The sequence below is a fragment of the Streptomyces phaeolivaceus genome, from assembly GCF_009184865.1.
Taxonomy (GTDB): Bacteria; Actinomycetota; Actinomycetes; order Streptomycetales; family Streptomycetaceae; genus Streptomyces; species Streptomyces phaeolivaceus.
Genome location: NZ_CP045096.1, coordinates 4,347,123 through 4,365,689, shown reverse-complemented (window position 1 = coordinate 4,365,689; position 18,567 = coordinate 4,347,123). Strand labels below are relative to the sequence as shown.

The following is an 18,567-nucleotide window of genomic DNA, read 5'->3' as shown; positions in this document are numbered from 1 at the left end:
CGGAGGCGATGGCGGCGATCAGCGCGCAGTTCGCCAGGCAGGGCGCGGAGCTGAAGGCGCTGGACAAGATGCTCGCCGACTACCGCCGACTACCGCCGACGCCGGCACGAGGCGGACACGGCGTCGGCCGCCCTGGAGGTCGGGCCGGACTCCGGCCCGCCCGTACCACCGTCGGCGGGGAGCATGGCGGCGACGCAGGCCGGGCTGATCGGGCTGGGCCTGGTTCCGGTCGTGGGGGCCTTCGCCGGGGCGATCGACCCGGCCCAGGTAGCCCACGGAACAGAGAGGTTGAGGGCGGCGCTGAGCGCGCGCTTCCGCAACCACGACGACGTACAGCTGGTCCTGGAGCCGCTCAAGGTCCTGACCCCGGTCCTGGTCTCGGAACTGGACCGGGTGGCGGCCGACGCCCCCTGGATCACCCTGTTCTTCGACACCTACGAACGCACCGCGCCCTTCCTCGACGCCTGGCTCCTCGACCTCGTCACCACGGACCGGTACGGCGCCCTCCCCCCGAACGTGATCCTCACCCTGGCGGGTCAGCACGGCCCCGACCCCGCCCGCTGGGGCGACTACGCCGGCTTCGTCACCGAACTGGCCCTGGAGCCGTTCACGGATTCCGAGGCACGTCAGCTCCTCGCGGCGCGGCAGGTGCTGGACGAAAGCGTGGTGAGGGAGGTGCTGCGGCTCTCGGGCGGGCTTCCGGTGCTCGTGTCGACGCTGGCCAAGGACGCTGGCGGTGCGCCGGGCACGGTGGACGACCCCGCCGCCACCGCCGTGGAGCGCTTCCTGAAGTGGGAACGGGATCCGGCACGCCGCGCGACCGCGCTTGCGTGCGCGCTGCCGCGATGGCTGGACGAGGACACGCTGACGGAGGATCACGATTGGGAGGATTTGGCCAACCTGGTTGTTTTCCTGTCCCTGCTGTCCCGCGGCCCCGGTGCCGACCCGGCACTCTTCGGCCCCCGCATAGCCAGGGCCACCGAGGCCCGCGACGCTTTCCAGGCCCGCTATGCGCCGGAGTAGGAGCCGATGAACACAGCCCACGAGCGTGCCGCGAAGGCGAGTTGTGCGCCCTGCTGGTCCTTGGAGTCGCGGACGTGGACGGTGGGGGCGGTGAGGGGTATCGCGACCTCGACGCAGTCGGGCCCGTCGTTGCCGCTGTAGCTGCGCGGTGCTGCGCGGGCGGGTACGGGGACGGGACTTCCGGTTGAGGCTCAGGCTCGACCCCGGCCCCGGCGGCAGCCCCCGTATCGAGGTGGCCGACGCCAGGGGTGACCGAATCCCGCGCGTCCCCGACCCGGTCGCGACGGACGCGGAGTCCGGCAGAGGCCTGCTGGTGATCGTGGCCTGCGCGGACCGCTGGGGCGTCGGCGGTTGCTCAGTCGAGGGCGCGGTCGTTCGTCGGCAGGTAGGTCACCAGGAGGACCACGGCGCTCAGCACGAACACGCGGAGGGCGGCGTCGAGGCCGTTCCAGTCGCCGGACTGCCACATGACGAAGTACTCGCCGCCGATGGCGATGAAGCCGGCGCCGAAGAGGAGGAGGACCATGAGGAGGCCAAGGGTGCTGTAGCGGCGGGCGGTGTGGAAGACGCGGCTGCCCAGGCCGCGGGCCCAGAAGTAGGTGGCCGCGATCAGGACCAGGGCCGAGACGGTCTCCCAGATGATGATGAGGACGTACGCCGCGTCCTGGACGCCCTTCGACTCGATGGCCCGCCACATCAGGTCCTCGTCCTTGAACGTGGTGTCCATGGCGAAGACATGGCGGACGAACTGCTGGTTCGTGCCGAAGTCGGTGATGTTGCTGAACGCCACGAGCGCCATGTAGAGGGCGACCGTGCCGACGAGCAGCGTCGAGGCCAGCGGGAGAAGTGAGCCGCGGGGGGTTTGGGGCTGCTGGCGCTGGAGTGCGTTCAAGAGTGTTCTGGTACGCGGGAGCGAGTGTGGGTGATCCGTGTCGTGTCGCGTGGAGCCGGTCGTGGTGTCGGGTTCAGCGGTGAACTGACGTTCTTGCATCGAATGTGTGACCTTCCTGGGCGGTGCTCGTTCGTCATGGTGACGGGATCTTCGGGTGGGGCCGGGCGGGGGTGAGTGAGCTGCGAAGTGTGGCGGAGTCGTTCGTCGTGTCGTGTCCGGTCCGGGTGGTGTGGCCGTGCGGACCCGCCTGAAGCAGCTGACGCCTGGTGACGAGGAGGTGCTGCGGCTGGTGGGCGCGCATCTGGGGGCGCTGGCCTCGAAGGACCTCAAGGCGCGCTGCCGGGACGGCCTGGAGCACTCCGGGGCGATGTGGGCGGTACGGAAGCGGGAGCTGACGCCGCTGTCGTCGTCGCGGTGGGCGGGGGCGATCACCAAAGCCACGCAGGACCAGTGGGCGCCGGCCCGCCGCTGCCGGCTCGCGCACATTCAGAACCCGGAAGCGGGCATCCGCACCATCGAGCACCGGCTGTCCCTGCCGGTCGGCCAGAAGGGGACGAGGAAGGCACCCGGGGGTTACCGGTCCCAGCGGGAGTGGCACGCGAAGTCGCGGCGCCCGCGAGTACCGGAAGACCGGCTGACCGCCGCCCGGGTCGATCGCGCGGCCGGCATCGTGCATGTGGTGCGCGGCGGGAAAAGTCTGGCACGCACCCGCCACAACCTGGACACCGCCCAGCTCACCGAGTCGGCGTGGCGCGGGCGTTGGGAGTCGGAGCGCTGGTTCTGCCAGGCGGACGGTGAGTCGGGCAAGCGCTACGGCAACGAGACCATCCGCATCAGCCCGGACGGCGAGGTGAGCCTCAAACTCCCCGTCCCGCTGGCTCATCTGGCCAACGCCCCGCACGGCCGCTACGTCCTGGCCTGCCGGGTGGCGTTCGCGCACCGGGGCAGTGAGTGGGCGGATCGAGTCGCGGCCGACCGGGCGATCGCCTACCGCATCCACTACGACACCGGCCGGGACCGCTGGTATGTGACCGCGTCCTGGCAGATCCCGCCCGCCCCTGCCCTCCCGATCGAAGCAGTTCTCGCCCATGGCGTGGTCGGCGTCGACATGAACGCCGATCACCTCGCTGCCTGGCGCCTGGACATTCACGGCAACCCCACCGGCGCCCCGCGCCGCTTCTTCTACGACCTCACTGGCACCGCCGAACACCGTGATGCCCAGGTGCGCCACGCCCTCACCCGCCTCCCGCACTGGGCCCGAACCTGCGGCGTGAAAGCGATCGCGGTCGAGGGCTTGGACTTCGCCGCGGAGAAGACCCGCGAGAAGCACGGCCGCAAGAAGCGGTTCAGGCAGTTGATCTCCGGCATGCCCACCGGCGGACTCCGTGCCCGGCTGGCCTCGATGGCCGACGCCACGGGCATCGCGGTCATCGCCGTCGACCCCGCCCAGGGACACCCGATCCGGCGACGGACGGCACCGCCCCCACAGCACCGGAGTGATGCGGTGGGGCATCGGACCGTCCAGGCCGGACCGGAGGTCTCCGGGCGTGAGGGAACCCGCCCTCGCATCCCCGGACCACGGACACGATCCGTGCCGCCCGGACGCGGAGCGAACGCGGGCAACCAGAACGCCCGACACCGTCCGGGGCGTTCGGTCGAGCACGAGACCTGGCAACAGGACTCACTCCCGCTCAGTCTCTAGGAACGGTCTGGGATCCAGCCATGGTCCCACTATGTGCGAGGCCCTAGATCACCCCTAGGCGCTTTTCGGCGCGATCGATCAAGGCCCTCGCAAGGGGCGGCGACGTGAACCGACCGGCCACGGATGTTGCGTGGGCGCACCGATTCTCCGAGAGTTGGACTCTGGTACGCCATCTGTTCAGTTCTGTCGGCTCGTCGGCCGAAGCGTTGGATCGGGGTGTCGTGAGAGACGTTTGGCGGTCTCCAAGAGCCCTGAACGGACGGTTCCTGTTCGATTACAGTGCTGGACTGTCGAGCCGTACGGGCGTACGGATGTACGGACGTATTGACGTACGGGTCGGGTCAGGGGCCGTGAGGAGGCCGGGGTGGGTGCGACATCCGGTGCCGTCTGGGGGCGGGTCGAGCAGCAGGACTTCCGCAGCCGGGTGCGCGGGACGCTGCTGGGCGCGGCCGTCGGCGACGCGCTGGGCGCGCCGGTCGACCAGCTCACCCTGGCGCAGATCGGCGAGGCGTACGGCCCGGAGTGGCTGACCGATCTGGCCTCCGCGTACGGCAGACGCGGCGCGATCACCGACCTCACGCAGCTCACGCTCTTCACCGTGGACGGCCTGATCCGCGCCCAGGTCCGGCGCGACACCGGTGTCTGGCACCCGCCGACCGATCTGCACCGGGCGTATCTGCGCTGGGCCGCGACCCAGCGGGACTGGGGCCCGGACGAACGCCGCAAGGACGACGGCTGGCTCGCCCGCGAGGAGTGGCTCTACGCGCGCCGCGACCCCTCGCTCATCTGCCTCCTCGGCTTCGCCGACGGCACCATGGGCACGCTCGACGCCCCCAAGAACCCCGGCGCGTCCGGCGCCGAGGCCGCCGCCCGCTCCGCGCCCTTCGGTCTCCTGGTGGGCTGGGAACCCCAACTGGTCTTCCAACTGGCCGTGGAGTGCGCCGCCCAGACGCACGGCGCGCCCACCGCCTACCTGGCCGCCGGCTCGTACGCCGTCATCGTGCACGCCCTCGCGCGCGGGGAGAGCCTCGACGCCGCCGTCCAGAAGACCCTGGTGCTGCTGGCCGCCCGCCCCGGCCACCAGCCCGTCGCCGACGCCCTCCAGCAGGCCGTCGGCGCCGTACGCCAGGGGCCGCCGTCGCCCGCCGTCGTCGAGCAGCTCGCCGGCGACGGCGCGGCGGCGGGCCTGCTGGCCGTCGCCGTCTACTGCACCCTGGTCGGCGAGGACATTCGCCACGGCCTGTGCCTCGCCGTCAACCACGGGGGGCCTTCGGGAGCCGCCGGCGCCCTGACGGGCGGCCTCCTCGGCGCCCTCCACGGCGAGACCGCCCTGCCCCCCGCCTGGCTCGCGGAACTGGAGGGCCGCCCCACGATCCTCGTCCTCGCCGACGACTTCGCCCTCGAAATGACCCAGGGCCCCTCCCTCCACGCCCCCGGCGGAGCGGTACCGGGCTGGCTGACCCGCTATCCACGGGCCTGAGACGCGGTGGCATCCGAAGCCGGACGGTGGAACCCCCGCACCGCGGGCGTGATCCGCGCCCGGGACAGCGTGCCGATCATGGCTGACTGGAACATACGTCCGGCCCTGGCGGTGGACGTCGAGCCCATCGCCGAGCTGCGTGCCGTGGTCATGCGCCCCGATCTCGAACGCCTCGGCCGCTACGACCCCCACCGCGTCCGCCAACGCCTGCGCGACGGCTTCGACCCGGCCCACACCTGGATCATCGAGGTCGGCGGCACCTTCGCCGGCTGTGTCGCCCTCCGCCCGGCCCCGGACGCCCACTGGCTGGAGCACTTCTACCTGGCCCCCCACCTCCAGGGCTCCGGCATCGGCACAGCCGTACTCCACCACCTCCTCACCCACCACGCCCCCACCGACCTCCCCATCCGCCTCGACGTCCTCCAGGGAAGCCCGGCCAGACACCTCTACGAACGCCACGGCCTCCACCTGGAGACCGAGAACCCACTGGACGCCTTCATGATCCGAGCACCGGGCGCAGATACATAGGGGTATGTTTTATGTAGGTGTACTTCTCTATCTGGGATGAGGCGTGGACAAGCCGGCCGAGATGTTCGATCGGGATCACGAGTGGTCGGCGCTGAGCCGGTTCATCACCGATCCGCAGCCCGGCGCGACCCTGGGTGTGGTCTCCGGGCGCCGCCGCCAGGGCAAGACGTTCCTGTTGGACGCGGCCTGCCGCGCGGCAGGAGGGTTCTACTTCGGTGCCACGGAGGCCGCCGACGCCGAGTCGCTGCGCAGACTCGGCTCCTCCCTGACGGCCCATGTCCGCCCCGCCAGCCCGTTCCACTTCGCCGACTGGTCGGAAGCGGTCGACGCGTTGCTCGCCCTCGGTGACGAGCGCCCCGTCCCCGTGGTGATCGACGAGTTTCCGTATCTCGCCAAGGGCAACCCGGAGCTGCCCTCGATCATTCAGGAGGCGCTACGACCTCTGCGTGAGCAGCGCACCCGCTCCCGCGCCCGGCTGTTGCTGTGCGGCTCGGCGCTGTCCTTCATGGGGCGGCTGCTGTCGGGCAACGCTCCGCTGCGCGGCAGGGCGGGGCTGGAGTTGGTCGTCCGCCCCCTCGACCACCGCCTGGCCGCCGAGTTCTGGGACATCGGCGACCCCCACCTGGCCATGAAGGTGAACGCGATCGTCGGTGGTACCCCCGCCTACCGGCGCGAGTTCGCCCGGGGTGACAGTCCGGCGGGTCCGGAGGACTTCGACGACTGGGTCGTGCGCACCGTCCTCAACCCCGAGACCCCGCTCTTCCGCGAGGCCCGCTATCTGCTCGCCGAGGAACCCGACCTTCGTGACACCGCCCTGTACCTGTCGGTGCTGGCCGCCGTGGCCGACGGCAACTCCACCCGGGGCGGTATGGCCGGATACCTGGAACGCAAGGCGACCGACATCGCCCACCCGATCAACGTTCTGGAGGACGCGGGTCTGCTGCACCGGGACGCGGACGTCTTCCGCGACAACCGGCCCGCGTACCGCATCGCCGAGCCGCTGATCGGCTTCTATCACGCGATCATGCGCCCGGTCTGGGACCAGCTCGAACGCCCCGGCAGCGCGACACGGGTCTGGCAGGCCAGCCGCCGCCGCTTCGTCAGCAACGTCCTGGGGCCCCACTTCGAACAGGTGTGCCGTGACTGGGCCTTGCATCACGCCGACCCCGAGCTGTTCGGCGGACTGCCGGCCCGGGTGGGGCACGGTGTGGTCCACGACCCCAGGACCCGAACCTCGCGCGAGGTCGACGTGGCCGTCATCGGCATCGCGGACGGGGCCAAGCCGCCCCTCCTGGCCATCGGGGAGGCCAAGTGGAACGACACCATGGGAGCCGCCCACATCGAACGCCTGAGGCACGTCCGCGATCTCATCACCCGGGCCGGCCGCTACGACACCACCGGTACCCGGCTCATCTGCTTCAGCGGAGCGGGTTTCAACGACAAGGCACGCGCCGCGGCGGAAGCGGACGACGACATCCGGCTCGTCGACCTGGCGGCCCTGTACGGGTAGAGGCGCCCGAAGCCGGAGAAATGCGTTTCGTGTCGTGTGCGGAGTGTTCTACCGTGGCGCGGTGGCGACTCGGATGATCATTCTCAATGGCGGTTCCAGTGCGGGCAAGTCCGGGATCGTGCGGTGTCTGCAGGCCGAACTGCCGGAGCAGTGGCTGGCGTTCGGGGCCGATTCCCTGATCGAGGCGATGCCCGCGCGGATGCGGACGGCGGACGGCGGTGACGGGGGTATCGGGATCTCCGCCGACGGTGAGGTCACCATCGGGGCGGACTTCCGTGCTCTGGAACAGGCCTGGGCCCAGGGCGTCGTGGCGATGGCGCGGGCGGGCGCCCGTATCGTCATCGACGACCTCTTCCTCGGCGGGGCCGCGTCCCAGCGGCGCTGGGAGAGGCTCCTCGACGGTGTGGACGTGCTCTGGGTCGGTGTCCGTTGCGACAGTGCCGTCGCCGCCGGCCGGGAGATCGCCCGCGGTGACCGGGTCCCGGGCATGGCCGCCGCCCAGGCGGACCTCGTCCACGAGGGCGTCCACTACGACCTGGAAGTGGACACCACCCACACCGAGTCCCTGACCTGCGCTCGCGCCATCGCCGCCCGGGTCGGCAGGCCGATGCCGTCCGCCGCCACCGCTCAGGTCCCGAACAGCGGGTCGTAGGGCTCGTTCTCCGGTGTGAAGGCGAGGGTGTGGTCCTTGCCGAGGCCGAGGCCGAGCGCGGCGGCGGCACGGTCGCGGCGGGCCGCGCCGCCCACCGACAGTGCCCGTCCAGCCGCTTCAGCCCGGGGTCAAGGCCGTGGCCAGTGCGTCCAGTCGTTCCGACACCGGGCCCAGGGTGAGCAGACCGCTGCCCGCTCCGGCCAGTTCGGCGGTGGCCGGCTCCAGCTGGGTGTGGGCGCGCCGCATCGCCGTACGGTCGCCGACCTGGATCGCCGCCCTGGCCACCAGGGACCAGAGCGCCTCGAAGAGGAGGTCGCGGGGCGGGGAGGCCAGATCCGGTACGGCTTCGGCGGCCGGGCCGAGCGCGATACGGGCCTCGGCGCGGCGCTCCACGGCGTGCAGCCGGAGCTCGGTGAGCCGCGAGCGCTCGGCCCGAGCCCAGGGTTCGTCGGCGTGCACGGCACGGCCGCGGCCGTCGGCTTCCACCTCTACCTCATGGCCCAACCGCCCGGCCTGACCGAGCAGTTGATCGGCGCCGCCCCGGACGCCTTCTTCGGCTCCTCGACGCCTGGACCCGGGACCCCGAGGCGCTCCCGGACGACATCCGCGCCGCCTACCTCCGGGCCTCCCGCGAGGCCGTCCCCTCGATCGTCGCCGACTACCGCGCCTCCGCCGGTGTCGACGTCCGCCACGACCGGGACGACCGCGCCGCGGGCAACCGGCTGACCATGCCCGTCACCGTCCTCCAGCAGGACTGGGGCGCCGCTGTCGGCTACGACGCCACCGCCGTCTGGCGCGCCCGGGCCCCCGAGCCGCACCACTCCACGGTCCCCTACGGCCACTTCATGGCGGAGGAGGCCCCCACCGCCGTCACCGAGGCCCTCCGCGCCCTGCTCGCCCGCTGACCACCGACCCGCTCCCCGCCCAACAGCCAACAGCCGTGAGGGCCGCCCCGGTTCACTCCCGGAAGCGGCCCTCACCCCCTCAGACCCCGCTGGGCCTGGCCGCGCCCTTCCCGTGGTTCCCGTGGTTCCCTTGGTTCTCCTGGGCCGGTACCGCCGCCGCGGCCCCCGCACCGCCCTTGCCGTCCCCGTCGCCGTCCGAGTTGATGATCTCGATGATGGCGAGCCGCTCGGGGGTGTCCTCGGGCTTGATGAAGCCGATGACGATGTAGAGGACCAGCGAGACCGCCAGCGGGATGGACACCTGGTACTGGAGCGGCACCCCGTCCTCCAGGCTCCAGTCGATCGGGTAGTTCACCAGCCAGAAGGCGAACAGCCCGCACGCCCAGCTGGTGAGCGCCGCCGTCGGACCGGAGCGGCGGAACGGCCGCAGCAGACCGAGCATCATCGGGATGGCCATCGGGCCCATCAGTCCGGCGACCCACTTGATGACGACGGTGATGATGTCCTTGAAGGCGGGCGAGTTCACCTGCGTGGCCGCCGCCATCGACAGACCGAGGAAGACGACCGTGGTGATCCGGGCGACCCGCAGCCCCTGTCCCTCGCTCCACGTCCGTGCCCGGCGCCAGATCACAGGCGCGCAGTCCCGGGTGAAGACGGCCGCGATGGCGTTGGCGTCGGAGGAGCACATGGCCATCGTGTGGGAGAAGAACCCGACGATGACGAGGCCCAACAGGCCGTGCGGCAGCAGCTGTTCGGTCATCAGGGCGTACGAGTCGGAGCCGTCGCCCTTCTCCGAGGTCACCAGCAGCGGCGACATCCACATCGGGAAGAACAGCACCAGCGGCCAGACCAGCCACAGGGCCGCCGACAGCCGGGCGGAGCGCTCGGCCTCGTACGGGGTGGCCGTGGCCATGTAGCGCTGGGCCTGGTTGAGCATGCCGCCGTTGTACTCGAAGAGTTTGATGAAGAGGAAGGCGAGCAGGAAGATCGTGCCGTAGGGGCCGACGAGCGGTTCGGCGTGACCCTGCAGCTTCGGGTGGTCCCAGACGCCGAAGAAGCCTCCGTAGTCACCGAGTTTGGCGACGACGGCAATGAACATCGCGATGCCCGCGAGGAGTTGGATGACGAACTGGCCCAACTCCGTGAGCGCGTCCGCCCAGAGGCCGCCGATCGTGCAGTAGACGGCCGTGATCGTGCCGGTGATCAGGATGCCCTGGTTCAGGGACACGCCCGTGAAGACCGACAGCAGGGTCGCGATCGCGGCCCACTTCGCGCCGACGTCCACGATCTTCAGCAGCATGCCCGACCAGGCCAACGCCTGCTGGGTGCCCAGGTTGTAACGGTTCTTCAGATATTCGAGCGGGGACGCCACATGCAGTCGCGAGCGCAGCCGGTTGATACGCGGCGCGAACAGCTTGGAGCCGATGGCGATACCGAGGGCGATCGGGAACGACCAGGTCACGAAGGAGGTGACGCCGTAGGTGTACGCGATGCCGGCGTAGCCGGTGAACATCACCGCGCTGTAGCCCGACATGTGGTGCGAGATTCCGGAGAGCCACCAGGGCATCTTGCCGCCGGCGGTGAAGAAGTCGCTGACGTTGTCCACGCGCTTGTGCGACCAGACGCCGATGGCGACCATCACACCGAAGTAGCCGATGAGCACGGCCCAGTCGAGACTGTTCATGGGCCCCCTTCCAGGGTCCGCCGCCAGAGTCGGTCATGTGCACGGTCAGGCATGTGAACTCTGGATTCGGTGGCATGCCCACGGCAAGGAAGCGGAAGGTCAAGAGGAGGCAAAGAAGTTCCGAGCGATGACCTCAGTTTATGTATATGAACAGTGAGTGGCTGGAAAGGATCACCCTCGCCGCCCCGTGGGACCTCGGTGAGGGCAGGTCAGCGCATCAGTTCCCCGGCGTTGACGAGCAGCGACTGGCCGGTGATCGCCCGTGCGCGGTCGGAGGCCAGGAAGACCGCCGCGTCCGCCACGTCCCCGTCCGTGGCCAGCTCCGGCAGCGCCATCCGCTCGGTGAGCCGCGCCAGCACCTCCGCCTCGGGCACGCCCTCACCGTGCGCCGTGAACCGTACGTACGCCTCCACGGGCGGCCCCCACATCCAGCCCGGCAGCACGGTGTTGACCCGGATCCGGTGCGGCCCCAGCTCCCGGGCCAGCGAGTACATCGCGCTCGTCAGCGCGCCCTTGGACGCCGCGTACGCCGCCTGCTTCACCCGGGAGGGCGCGGCGACCGCCGACTGGGTGCCGATGATGACGACCGAGCCGCCGCCGGATGCCTTCAGGCCGGGCAGACAGGCCCGGGTCATCCGCAGGGTGCCCAGGAGATTCACATCGAGGACCGCCTGCCAGGTGGTGAAGTCGGCGTCCTCCAGGCCCCCGAAGTAGCTGTCCCAGGCGGCGACATGCACCACCGCGTGCACGCCCCCGAACCGCTCCCGCGCGAGCGCCGCGAGCGCCGTGCACTGCGCCTCGTCGGTGATGTCGGTCGCCCGGTACGCCGTGTGCGCGCCGTCCGGGTCCACGTCCGCCGCGGCCTTGGCGAGATTCGCCTCCGTACGCGCCCCCAGCACGGCGTTCCCGCCGTCCCGGACGACGGCCGCGGCGACCCGCTGGCCGAGTCCGGCCCCGACTCCCGAGACGACCACGGTCTTCCCCGCGAGCAGTGACATCGGAGACATCGGAGACATCGGAAACCTCCCGGCTCTGGCGCATTATCTGACGGAGCGTCAGAGTATGGGCGACCGCAGGTGGACGGAAGGGGACGCACATGACCGAGCGCGAGCACGACCGCACGGGCGAGGACACCCGCAGCGCCACGTACGCCGAACTGGCCGCCGTCGGCCCGTACGGCGTCCGCCCCGGCCATGCCCTGATCACCATGGTCGAGCCGCACCCGGGCCATGAGTACGCGTACAACCGGTGGTACGAGGACGACCACTACTACGCGGGCGCGATGGCCATGCCCTGGATGTTCGCGGGCCGCCGCTGGGTCGCCACCCGCGATCTCCAACTCCTGCGTACGCCCGAGAAGTCGGCGATGGTCCAGCCGGTGACCGCGGGCTGCTATCTCTCCACGTACTGGATCACCGACGGCCGCTACGACGAGCACATGCGCTGGACCGTCGCCATCAACAAGCGGCTGAATCGCGACGCTCGGGTCTACCAGGACCGTACGCATGTCTTCACGGCCTTCCAGGACCACGAGGCCACCGTCTACCGCGACGGCGCCGCCGGCCCCCGGGACTTCCACGCCCTGGACCACCCGTACGCGGGCCTCGTGCTCCAGGTGATCGACGCCGAAGGGCCGGGCGAGCGCGCCGAGTTGCTGGAGTGGCTGCGGGCCCGCCATCTGCCCAAGCGCCTCGCCGGGTCACCGTCCGCGATGGTCACCGTCTTCCGGCCGACCCCGCTTCCCCTCGACCGGATGTCGTACGTCAAGCAGGTCGAGGGCGTGGACACCCGCCTCACCCTCCTGTGGTTCCTGGAGGCCGATCCCCGCGACTGCTGGGAGTCCCACTTCGCCGGCCTGCCGGAAGCGGTCTCCGAAGCCGGCCACGGCCGGGTCGAGTTGCTGGCCCCCTTCGTCCCGACGGTCCCGGGCACGGACCGCCATGTGAGCGAACTGCGCTGACGGGGGCGGGGGTTGCGGTGGCGAGTCGGGGCTGGTGCCGGGCGGGGGCACAAGCCGAGCCCCCTCGGCCGGGACGGCGGGCCAGTCGAGAGGGCTCTGTCGGTGATGCTTGTGCGCTTGTCGTCGCGGATTTACGGCTTGATCGACGCCACGAAGGCATTCCACGCGTCGGTCGGGAAGGACAGGGAAGGCCCGTCGTGGACCTTGGAGTCGCGGACGCCGAGGGAGGCGGGGGCGGGCGACCTGACCTCGACACACTCACCGTTTCCGATGGAGTACGAGGACTTGATCCACTCGTCCGTGACGCCTTGCTGAATTGCCATTTCTGCTCCGGTGCGGTTCGTCGCTGAACTGCTGTCAGCGAACCCTGAACTCCGGCTGGAATCCATGGTTCAGTTTTCGCCAAGGCTGTTGCGCCCTGGCGTGATCGACGCTACTCGTCGCGATGAGCAGTCGAAGCGACTATTCACCCGTGCGGGTGGCATATTCGAGGAGCCATCACGTGGGAGCCGTGGATGGTGTACATTCCCGCCCCTCCAGGCTCGGACGCCACGCGATTGCTCAGCGGGCGTAGTCCTTCGCGATGTCCGCGATGAACTGGCGGGTCTGATCGGTGCTCAGGGCCTGGGCCCGCAGGTGCTCGTACATCACGCTGTAGTTCTGCACGTCGGGGGCCTTCTCCAGATAGAGATCGCTGGTGACGCCCTCGATGTAGACCACGCTCGAATCCGTGGTGTCGGGAAACTCCAGAATGGAGTACTGCCCGTTCAGGCCGGGGTGCGCGCCCGCGCCGAAAGGCAGCACTTGCAGGGTGACGTGCGGCAGTTGGGACGTTTCGACGAGATGCTCCAACTGCTCGCGCATCAGGGAGCGGGAGCCGACCACGCGCCGCAGCGCGGCCTCGTCCAGCACCGTCCACAGGCGCAGCGGGCCGTCCTCGGTGACGCGGTCCTGCCGCCGCATCCGTACCTGGACCCGCTTCTCGATCTCCTGCGTGGGGGTCTCGGGCAGCGCCCCGGTGATGACGGCCTCGGCGTACGCGCGGGTCTGGAGCAGTCCCGGGACGACCTGCGGGGCGAACACTCTGAGGCTCGCCGCGGCGGTCTCCAGGCCGATGTAGACGCTGTACGGGACGTCGCCGAACGCGTGCCACCAGCCCTGCTGGCGGGAGTCCTTGGCCATCTGCATCAGGGAGTCGACGATGCGCTGGTCCTCGACCTCGTAGACACCGCAGAGGTCACGGACGTCTCGCTGGCTGATGCTGCGGCGGCCGTTCTCCAGACGGCTGATCTTCGACTGGGAGACCAGCAGCCGCTCGGCGACCTCCTCGGCGGTCATGCCCTTGAGCTCGCGGAGCCGACGCAGCTCCTGGCCCAACCGGCGTCGCCTGACGGTGGGATTGACATTGGACGCCACGGGACGTGCACCTCCGGCTGCTGCCTCTACTTTGCGTATCTGCTGTTCAGCAGATTGCCACCAAGGTGCGGAGTACCGCTGGAAAACAGCGGATATGCGCTGTGCACGCGCCGTTTGCGCCGGTGTTTTTCCGCCGCGCGCATCGTGACGATGAGGCCGTGACCGCGAGGCCATGACCATGACGTCGTGCTTATGACGCCGTGCCCATGGCATCTGAACATGCGGTCGCGCGGGGCGTGTGCGGCCGTACGTACGGCCGCACACGCCCCGCGCGAACCTGCGGCTCCCGAACCGGGTCCTGGGGTCCCTGCGGCGGTTCGGCGCCGGCGGTGCAAGTAGCGCGAGCGGTGCGAGCGGGCAGCGCGGGCGAGAGGCGCGAGCGGTGCGCGTGACGCACGTGGTGCGGTGGGATGGGGACCTGCGGCTCCGGGGTCCTGCTCCCACACGCACCGCGATGCGTCGGCGCGTTGCTTCGGTGCTTCAGTGCTTCGCGTGCCGGTGCTGCCGTTGCTCAGTGCGCCACTACGCGGGCCATCGAGCCGCGGCGTGGCTGCATCGGAACGCCGCGCGCGGGTTCCGGTGCGGGTGGCCTGGCGCCGGGGGCGGCCTGACGGCCGGTCGGTGCCGGGCTGCGACGTGGCTGTGCGGCCACGCCGTTCTGCACGTCCATGACGGCGTGGGCCACCAGGCCACCCATGGGGTCGTGCCGGATCAGGTCCCGCAGCCGGGAGCGGGACGAGCGTCCCTCGTTCCCCGGATACAGGTGCTTGCCGAGGCCGACCGCGTGCGCCAGGGCGGCGAGCGCCGCGGTCCGCGGGTCCGGCGGTACGCCGGTGCGGATCGCGGAGTCCAGCCGGGTTCGGATCTCCCGGCTGATCTCGGTCTGACTCGCCTGATAGCGAGTCGTCGGCAGCACTCCGCACATCTGGCCCGCCACGGCATGCACCATGCCGCACCGCTCCAGATGCGAGAGGTAGGTCTGGCGCAGCCCGAGACGCGGCCCGCCAATCCAGTGGACCGCCCGTACGGGAGCGCCACGCCTTCGCAGCAACTCCAACGCGCAGTCCAAGGTCGGATCTCCAGTCGGCCGTGGGGACACCACGGCGATACGATCCCCGTCTGGGGCTATCCGTCCGGCCAGCGCCAGCTCCACTAGCTGCGCTCCGGCCAGACCAAGGTCGAGCGACTGCGGCTGTGCGGTGGTACCCGTGGCCGGGTCCAACGCCAGCAGCAGAAGCTCTTCCGGAAGTGTTCTGCGGCTCCTGCCCATCCATGCCTCCCCGCGTGGATGTACGACAGGGTGACCCCTCTCACATTGGTCTGTCGAGGGCGCGTGACCGGAATGTAGTGGAACCGGTAGGTATGTCGTTCTCGTCTACCGCGGTGGTTAAGCCCGCACACAGGACACTGGTACATGGTTCGGACAGCGGCGCGGCGCGGTGGCGCGGCGATGACTAGTGTCCGGGCGGCGGGATTTCACGGATTCTGGATCCACGGTTCGGTTGGGCGCGCGCCCTGGGACGGGCGGCGCGCGGGAGGAGGCATCGGTGGCGGGCACGTCCCCCGACAGGTCGAAGCGGTACGAGTCGTCGACGGAGTCGACGTCGGGGAGCGAGCCACCGGTTCCGGACCCCGGACGCTCGGCCCCGGCCCGGCCCTCCGGCACCCCGGACCCACGCCTCTCGATGTCCCGCCCCACCACCCCCCAACCCGACCAGGCAACAGCGGTCTTCTCCCGCCGAGCCCTCTTGGAGGCGGCGGAGTCGGAGGACGTGAGGCCGGAGGACGCGAGGCCGGACGCGACGGGGTCGGAGACGGGGTCGGAGACGGGGCCGGACTCCGGAACGGCGACGGAGCCCGCGGCACGAGAGGCCACGGGGACGCGATCCGGCGACGCGAAGACCGACCGGGCCACCACGGACGCCGCCGACGGTCCGGACGAGGCTCACGCGGACGCTGAGGGCGCGGATGCCGGGTCGGGTGCCGCCGGGTCGGGCGCCGCGGACTCGGGCGACGGGTCGGCCATTGGCACCGAGGGGTCGGCCGAGATCGCCGAGATCGCCGAGATCGCTGAGGACTCCGACGCCTCCGACGCCTCCGACGCCTCCGACGGCTCCGACGGTGACGAGGTCGCCGACGCGGAGCCGACTGCCGGGCGCGGGGCCGAGGAGACCGAGGAGGGCGACACGCATCCGCGCGAGCGGGGCGCCGCCGCGCCGGCCGACGCCGCCTCGCCGGTACGACCGACCGCAGGCGGGACGGGGGACACCACCGGCCCTGAGGCCGTCGACCCCGCCCAGGGTGCCGCTGACGATCACGGCGACGCCGACGTCCACGGCGACGCCCCCGAGGCCGCTGGTACCCGCGCCGGGGGCGACCTCGGCGTTCGGCGTGACGCCGCGCCGGTCGATGCCGCGCAAGCCGCTGCCGAGGCCGCGCGAGCCGAGGCTTCGGTCGATGCCGCGCCCCATGCCTCGCAGGACGGCGTCCGGGACGGCATCGCCGCCGACACCACCCCCGTCGCCGAGCCGAAGGCCGACAAGGCCGCCGGTTCGGCCGATGTGCGGTCCGGTTCGGCCGACGTGCGGTCCGGGGCGGCAGCCGCGGACCCGGATGTCGACGGACCGGTGGTCGATGAAGCGGCAGCGTCCGGCGCGGAAGTCGCCGATGGCGTGGAGCCCTCGCAGGGGCCACCCACGGGTGGCGACGAAAGCCGCGCGGGTGGCGACGAAAGCCGCGCGGGTGGTGCGGGTGGGGAGTCGGGGGGCGAGGGCGTAGCCGAGCCGGGGCGGGGGGTCGATCAGCCGACGGCGGTCTTCCGGGCGCCCCGGGTGCCCGCTGTCGACCAGCCGACCACCATGCTCAAGCTGGGCAACGTCCCCAGGCCCGCAGCCGAGGCCAAGGTCGACGCCGACGCCGACGCCGACGCCGATGCCAAGGGTGCCGTCGAGGTCGAGGGGGCCGGTGACGAGGGGTCGGCCGGGGGCGTCCAGGGGGCGCCGCCAGTCGAGCGCACCAGCAAATTCGTAGCACTGAAGTCACTGGACGAGACCGCCCCGCCCAAGCCCCCGGCGGCGACGACACCCCCGGCGACCACGCCCCCGGCGGAGGCGACGCGGGCCCTCCCGCAGGTGGGTCCGGAGCGGACGACGCAGCAGCCGCTGCCGCCGAGGCCGCCGCTGGACCTGCTGGCGGAGCTGACGAACACCCCGCCGCCCCGCCAGACACCGGTGCGCACGATCATCCGCCGGGTCAAGATCTGGACCCCGCTGGCGATCCTGCTGGTGATCGTGTTCGCGATCGCACAGGCCGTACGCCCGCTCCCCACCCCCGCACTCGCCCTGACCGCCGACGGTTCGTACGCGTTCAAGGGCGACAAGGTGGCCCTCCCGTGGCCCGACGAGGGCCAGGGCTGGATGGACGTCAACGGCATCGGCACGATGGACAGCTTCGGCGAGCAGAAGCCCGTGGCCATCGGCTCCGTCGCCAAGGCGATGACCGCTTACGTCATCCTCAAGGAACACCCGATGAAGCCCGGCGCGAAGGGCGCGACCATCCCCGTCGACGCGAAGGCGGAGACCGAGGGTGGTTACGACAAGGACGGTGAGTCCACGCTCAACACCGTCAAGGAGGGCGACCAGCTCACCCAGTACGACGCGATCGCGGCCATCATGATCCCGTCCGCGAACAACATCGCCCGGCTGCTCGCCCGTTGGGACAGCGGCGGTTCCGAGGAGGAGTTCGTCAAGAAGATGAACGCCGCCGCCAAGGACCTCGGGATGAAGAACACGACGTACACCGACCCGTCCGGTCTGAAGGAGACGACCGTCTCCACCGCCGAGGACCAGGTCAAGCTCGGCAACGAGCTGGTGAAGATGAAGGCCCTCACGGACATCACCAGGCTGCCCTCCTGGAAGGACCCCTCGGGCCAGCCCTGGACCAACTACAACCGTCTCGTCCCCTACAACAACTCGATCGGCATCAAGACCGGCACCACCTCGGCCGCGGGCGGCAACCTGCTCTTCGCCGCCACGCAGGAGGTCGGCGGCGAGACGGCGATCGTCGTCGGCGCGATCCTCGGCCAGCACACCCCGCCGATCATCGACACCGTCAACGCGGTCAGCAAGACCGCGATGATCGCCGCCCAGGAGGCGCTGACCTCCGACACGATCCTGAAGAAGGGCGATGTCGTCGGATACGTGGACGACGGGCTCGGCGGACGGACCCCGGTCGTGGTCACGAAGAACGTCTCGGCGGTCGGCTGGGCAGGCAAGACGGTCAAGCTCGAACTCGACGCGAGCGCGACCATCCCGCACGAGGCGAAGTCCGGTACCGAGGTCGGCAAGCTGATCGTCGGCGAGGGCTCCGGCGAAGGCGTGGAGGTCCCGGTCGCCCTCCAGCAGGACCTCACCGAGCCCGGCTTCCTCACCAAGCTGACCCGAGTGACCTGACCGACCGGAACCGACCCCCGCGGCGCCCCTTCCGACATCCGGACGGAAGGGGCGCTTGCGCGCGTGTGGGACTTGTTCCCAAGGTGGCGAGCGTCTCTTTCCTCACTGTCCATCGCCACGGGGAGATCGTCCCGACCGGAACAGAGGGCCCGACGAGGGTGGACCTCGGGATCGTCCCTCCCGTCCAGCTCGTCCAACCCGTCGGGGAACGACTCGCGCCGCTACGCCCTGGTGCTCGACCGGACCGGCCACGTCCGTGTCGACGACGGCCGGCGGAGCGTCGCGCCGGCCCCGGGCGACCTCACGTTCTGCGACACGGACCGCCATCTCCACGACGTCGTACGGCAGGCCGGCAGGCCGACAG

General features: G+C 70.9%; 15 protein-coding genes and 2 pseudogenes. 9 read left to right on the top strand and 8 right to left on the bottom strand.

Annotated features, from left to right (window positions below; all coding sequences use genetic code 11):
• The first annotated feature begins 183 nt into the window (after nucleotides 1-183).
• A complete protein-coding gene (locus F9278_RS48485) occupies nucleotides 184-1,023 on the top strand; it encodes a hypothetical protein (RefSeq protein ID WP_152169647.1) in 840 nt (279 codons plus the stop codon).
• Here the strand turns inward: F9278_RS48485 and F9278_RS20400 are convergent.
• On the bottom strand, nucleotides 1,008-1,124 hold the full coding sequence (locus F9278_RS20400; protein ID WP_152173977.1) for a DUF397 domain-containing protein: 117 nt from the start codon (nucleotides 1,122-1,124) through the stop codon (nucleotides 1,008-1,010). The genes F9278_RS48485 and F9278_RS20400 overlap by 16 nt on opposite strands.
• A 254-nt stretch (nucleotides 1,125-1,378) precedes the next feature.
• On the bottom strand, nucleotides 1,379-1,915 hold the full coding sequence (locus tag F9278_RS20390; protein WP_226966825.1) for a DUF2165 domain-containing protein: 537 nt from the start codon (nucleotides 1,913-1,915) through the stop codon (nucleotides 1,379-1,381).
• A gap of 211 nt (nucleotides 1,916-2,126) precedes the next feature.
• Between F9278_RS20390 and F9278_RS20385 the strand changes: the two are divergent.
• From F9278_RS20385 to cpt, 5 genes and pseudogenes are all read left to right on the top strand, one after another.
• Nucleotides 2,127-3,617: pseudogene (locus tag F9278_RS20385) on the top strand (IS200/IS605 family accessory protein TnpB-related protein).
• 364 nt (nucleotides 3,618-3,981) lie between these two features.
• Nucleotides 3,982-5,097 carry an ADP-ribosylglycohydrolase family protein gene (locus tag F9278_RS20380; RefSeq protein ID WP_152169645.1) on the top strand — a complete coding sequence of 372 codons (1,116 nt, stop codon included), beginning with the start codon at nucleotides 3,982-3,984 and terminating at the stop codon, nucleotides 5,095-5,097.
• A 78-nt stretch (nucleotides 5,098-5,175) separates the two neighbouring features.
• A complete protein-coding gene (locus F9278_RS20375; RefSeq protein ID WP_152169644.1) occupies nucleotides 5,176-5,625 on the top strand; it encodes a GNAT family N-acetyltransferase in 450 nt (149 codons plus the stop codon).
• A gap of 43 nt (nucleotides 5,626-5,668) precedes the next feature.
• Nucleotides 5,669-7,135: an AAA family ATPase gene (locus F9278_RS20370; protein ID WP_152169643.1), complete on the top strand. Its 1,467-nt coding sequence runs from the start codon at nucleotides 5,669-5,671 to the stop codon at nucleotides 7,133-7,135.
• 73 nt (nucleotides 7,136-7,208) lie between these two features.
• Entirely contained in the window at nucleotides 7,209-7,787 is a 579-nt protein-coding gene (cpt, locus tag F9278_RS20365) for a chloramphenicol phosphotransferase CPT (protein ID WP_152173976.1), read from the top strand.
• A gap of 117 nt (nucleotides 7,788-7,904) precedes the next feature.
• Here cpt and F9278_RS20360 read toward each other — a convergent pair whose 3' ends face one another.
• Nucleotides 7,905-8,246, bottom strand: a complete 342-nt coding sequence (locus F9278_RS20360; protein ID WP_404819018.1) for a BTAD domain-containing putative transcriptional regulator — start codon at nucleotides 8,244-8,246, stop codon at nucleotides 7,905-7,907.
• Here F9278_RS20360 and F9278_RS20355 point away from each other — a divergent pair.
• A pseudogene (locus tag F9278_RS20355) lies at nucleotides 8,241-8,692 on the top strand (alpha/beta fold hydrolase); the annotation flags it as partial. The gene F9278_RS20360 and the pseudogene F9278_RS20355 sit on opposite strands and share 6 nt — an antisense overlap.
• A gap of 79 nt (nucleotides 8,693-8,771) precedes the next feature.
• Here F9278_RS20355 and F9278_RS20350 read toward each other — a convergent pair.
• Together F9278_RS20350 and F9278_RS20345 are read right to left on the bottom strand one after the other, a co-directional pair.
• Complete coding sequence (locus tag F9278_RS20350; RefSeq protein WP_152169642.1) at nucleotides 8,772-10,376, bottom strand: sodium:solute symporter family protein; 1,605 nt, start codon at nucleotides 10,374-10,376, stop codon at nucleotides 8,772-8,774.
• A 209-nt stretch (nucleotides 10,377-10,585) separates the two neighbouring features.
• Nucleotides 10,586-11,374 (bottom strand): SDR family oxidoreductase, encoded by a 789-nt coding sequence (locus F9278_RS20345; protein WP_152173974.1) that lies wholly within the window; start codon nucleotides 11,372-11,374, stop codon nucleotides 10,586-10,588.
• Between the two features lie 98 nt (nucleotides 11,375-11,472).
• Between F9278_RS20345 and F9278_RS20340 the strand changes: the two genes are divergently transcribed.
• Nucleotides 11,473-12,336 (top strand): hypothetical protein, encoded by an 864-nt coding sequence (locus tag F9278_RS20340; RefSeq protein WP_152169641.1) that lies wholly within the window; start codon nucleotides 11,473-11,475, stop codon nucleotides 12,334-12,336.
• Nucleotides 12,337-12,467: 131 nt separating this feature from the next.
• Here F9278_RS20340 and F9278_RS20335 read toward each other — a convergent pair whose 3' ends face one another.
• The 3 genes from F9278_RS20335 to F9278_RS20325 form a co-directional block, all read right to left on the bottom strand.
• Complete coding sequence (locus F9278_RS20335) at nucleotides 12,468-12,659, bottom strand: DUF397 domain-containing protein (RefSeq protein ID WP_152169640.1); 192 nt, start codon at nucleotides 12,657-12,659, stop codon at nucleotides 12,468-12,470.
• 238 nt (nucleotides 12,660-12,897) lie between these two features.
• The gene (locus F9278_RS20330; RefSeq protein ID WP_152169639.1) at nucleotides 12,898-13,752 is read right to left on the bottom strand and encodes a helix-turn-helix domain-containing protein; all 855 of its coding nucleotides are present in this window, start codon (nucleotides 13,750-13,752) and stop codon (nucleotides 12,898-12,900) included.
• A gap of 511 nt (nucleotides 13,753-14,263) precedes the next feature.
• Complete coding sequence (locus tag F9278_RS20325; protein ID WP_152169638.1) at nucleotides 14,264-15,022, bottom strand: GOLPH3/VPS74 family protein; 759 nt, start codon at nucleotides 15,020-15,022, stop codon at nucleotides 14,264-14,266.
• A 415-nt stretch (nucleotides 15,023-15,437) separates the two neighbouring features.
• Here F9278_RS20325 and F9278_RS20320 point away from each other — a divergent pair, with 415 nt between their 5' ends.
• On the top strand, nucleotides 15,438-18,203 hold the full coding sequence (locus F9278_RS20320) for a D-alanyl-D-alanine carboxypeptidase (protein WP_450373544.1): 2,766 nt from the start codon (nucleotides 15,438-15,440) through the stop codon (nucleotides 18,201-18,203).
• Nucleotides 18,204-18,567: the final 364 nt, after the last annotated feature.

Bases quoted from the DNA above. Each gene is read 5' to 3' on its own strand.
- F9278_RS20325 (WP_152169638.1), bottom strand. From the start codon at position 15,022: ATGGGCAGGAGCCGCAGAACACTTCCGGAAGAGCTTCTGCTGCTGGCG.
- F9278_RS20340 (WP_152169641.1), top strand. From the start codon at position 11,473: ATGACCGAGCGCGAGCACGACCGCACGGGCGAGGACACCCGCAGCGCC.
- cpt (WP_152173976.1), top strand. From the start codon at position 7,209: ATGATCATTCTCAATGGCGGTTCCAGTGCGGGCAAGTCCGGGATCGTG.
- F9278_RS20335 (WP_152169640.1), bottom strand. From the start codon at position 12,659: ATGGCAATTCAGCAAGGCGTCACGGACGAGTGGATCAAGTCCTCGTAC.
- F9278_RS20345 (WP_152173974.1), bottom strand. From the start codon at position 11,374: ATGTCACTGCTCGCGGGGAAGACCGTGGTCGTCTCGGGAGTCGGGGCC.
- F9278_RS20320 (WP_450373544.1), top strand. From the start codon at position 15,438: ATGTCCCGCCCCACCACCCCCCAACCCGACCAGGCAACAGCGGTCTTC.
- F9278_RS48485 (WP_152169647.1), top strand. From the start codon at position 184: ATGGCGGCGACGCAGGCCGGGCTGATCGGGCTGGGCCTGGTTCCGGTC.
- F9278_RS20375 (WP_152169644.1), top strand. From the start codon at position 5,176: ATGGCTGACTGGAACATACGTCCGGCCCTGGCGGTGGACGTCGAGCCC.
- F9278_RS20350 (WP_152169642.1), bottom strand. From the start codon at position 10,376: ATGAACAGTCTCGACTGGGCCGTGCTCATCGGCTACTTCGGTGTGATG.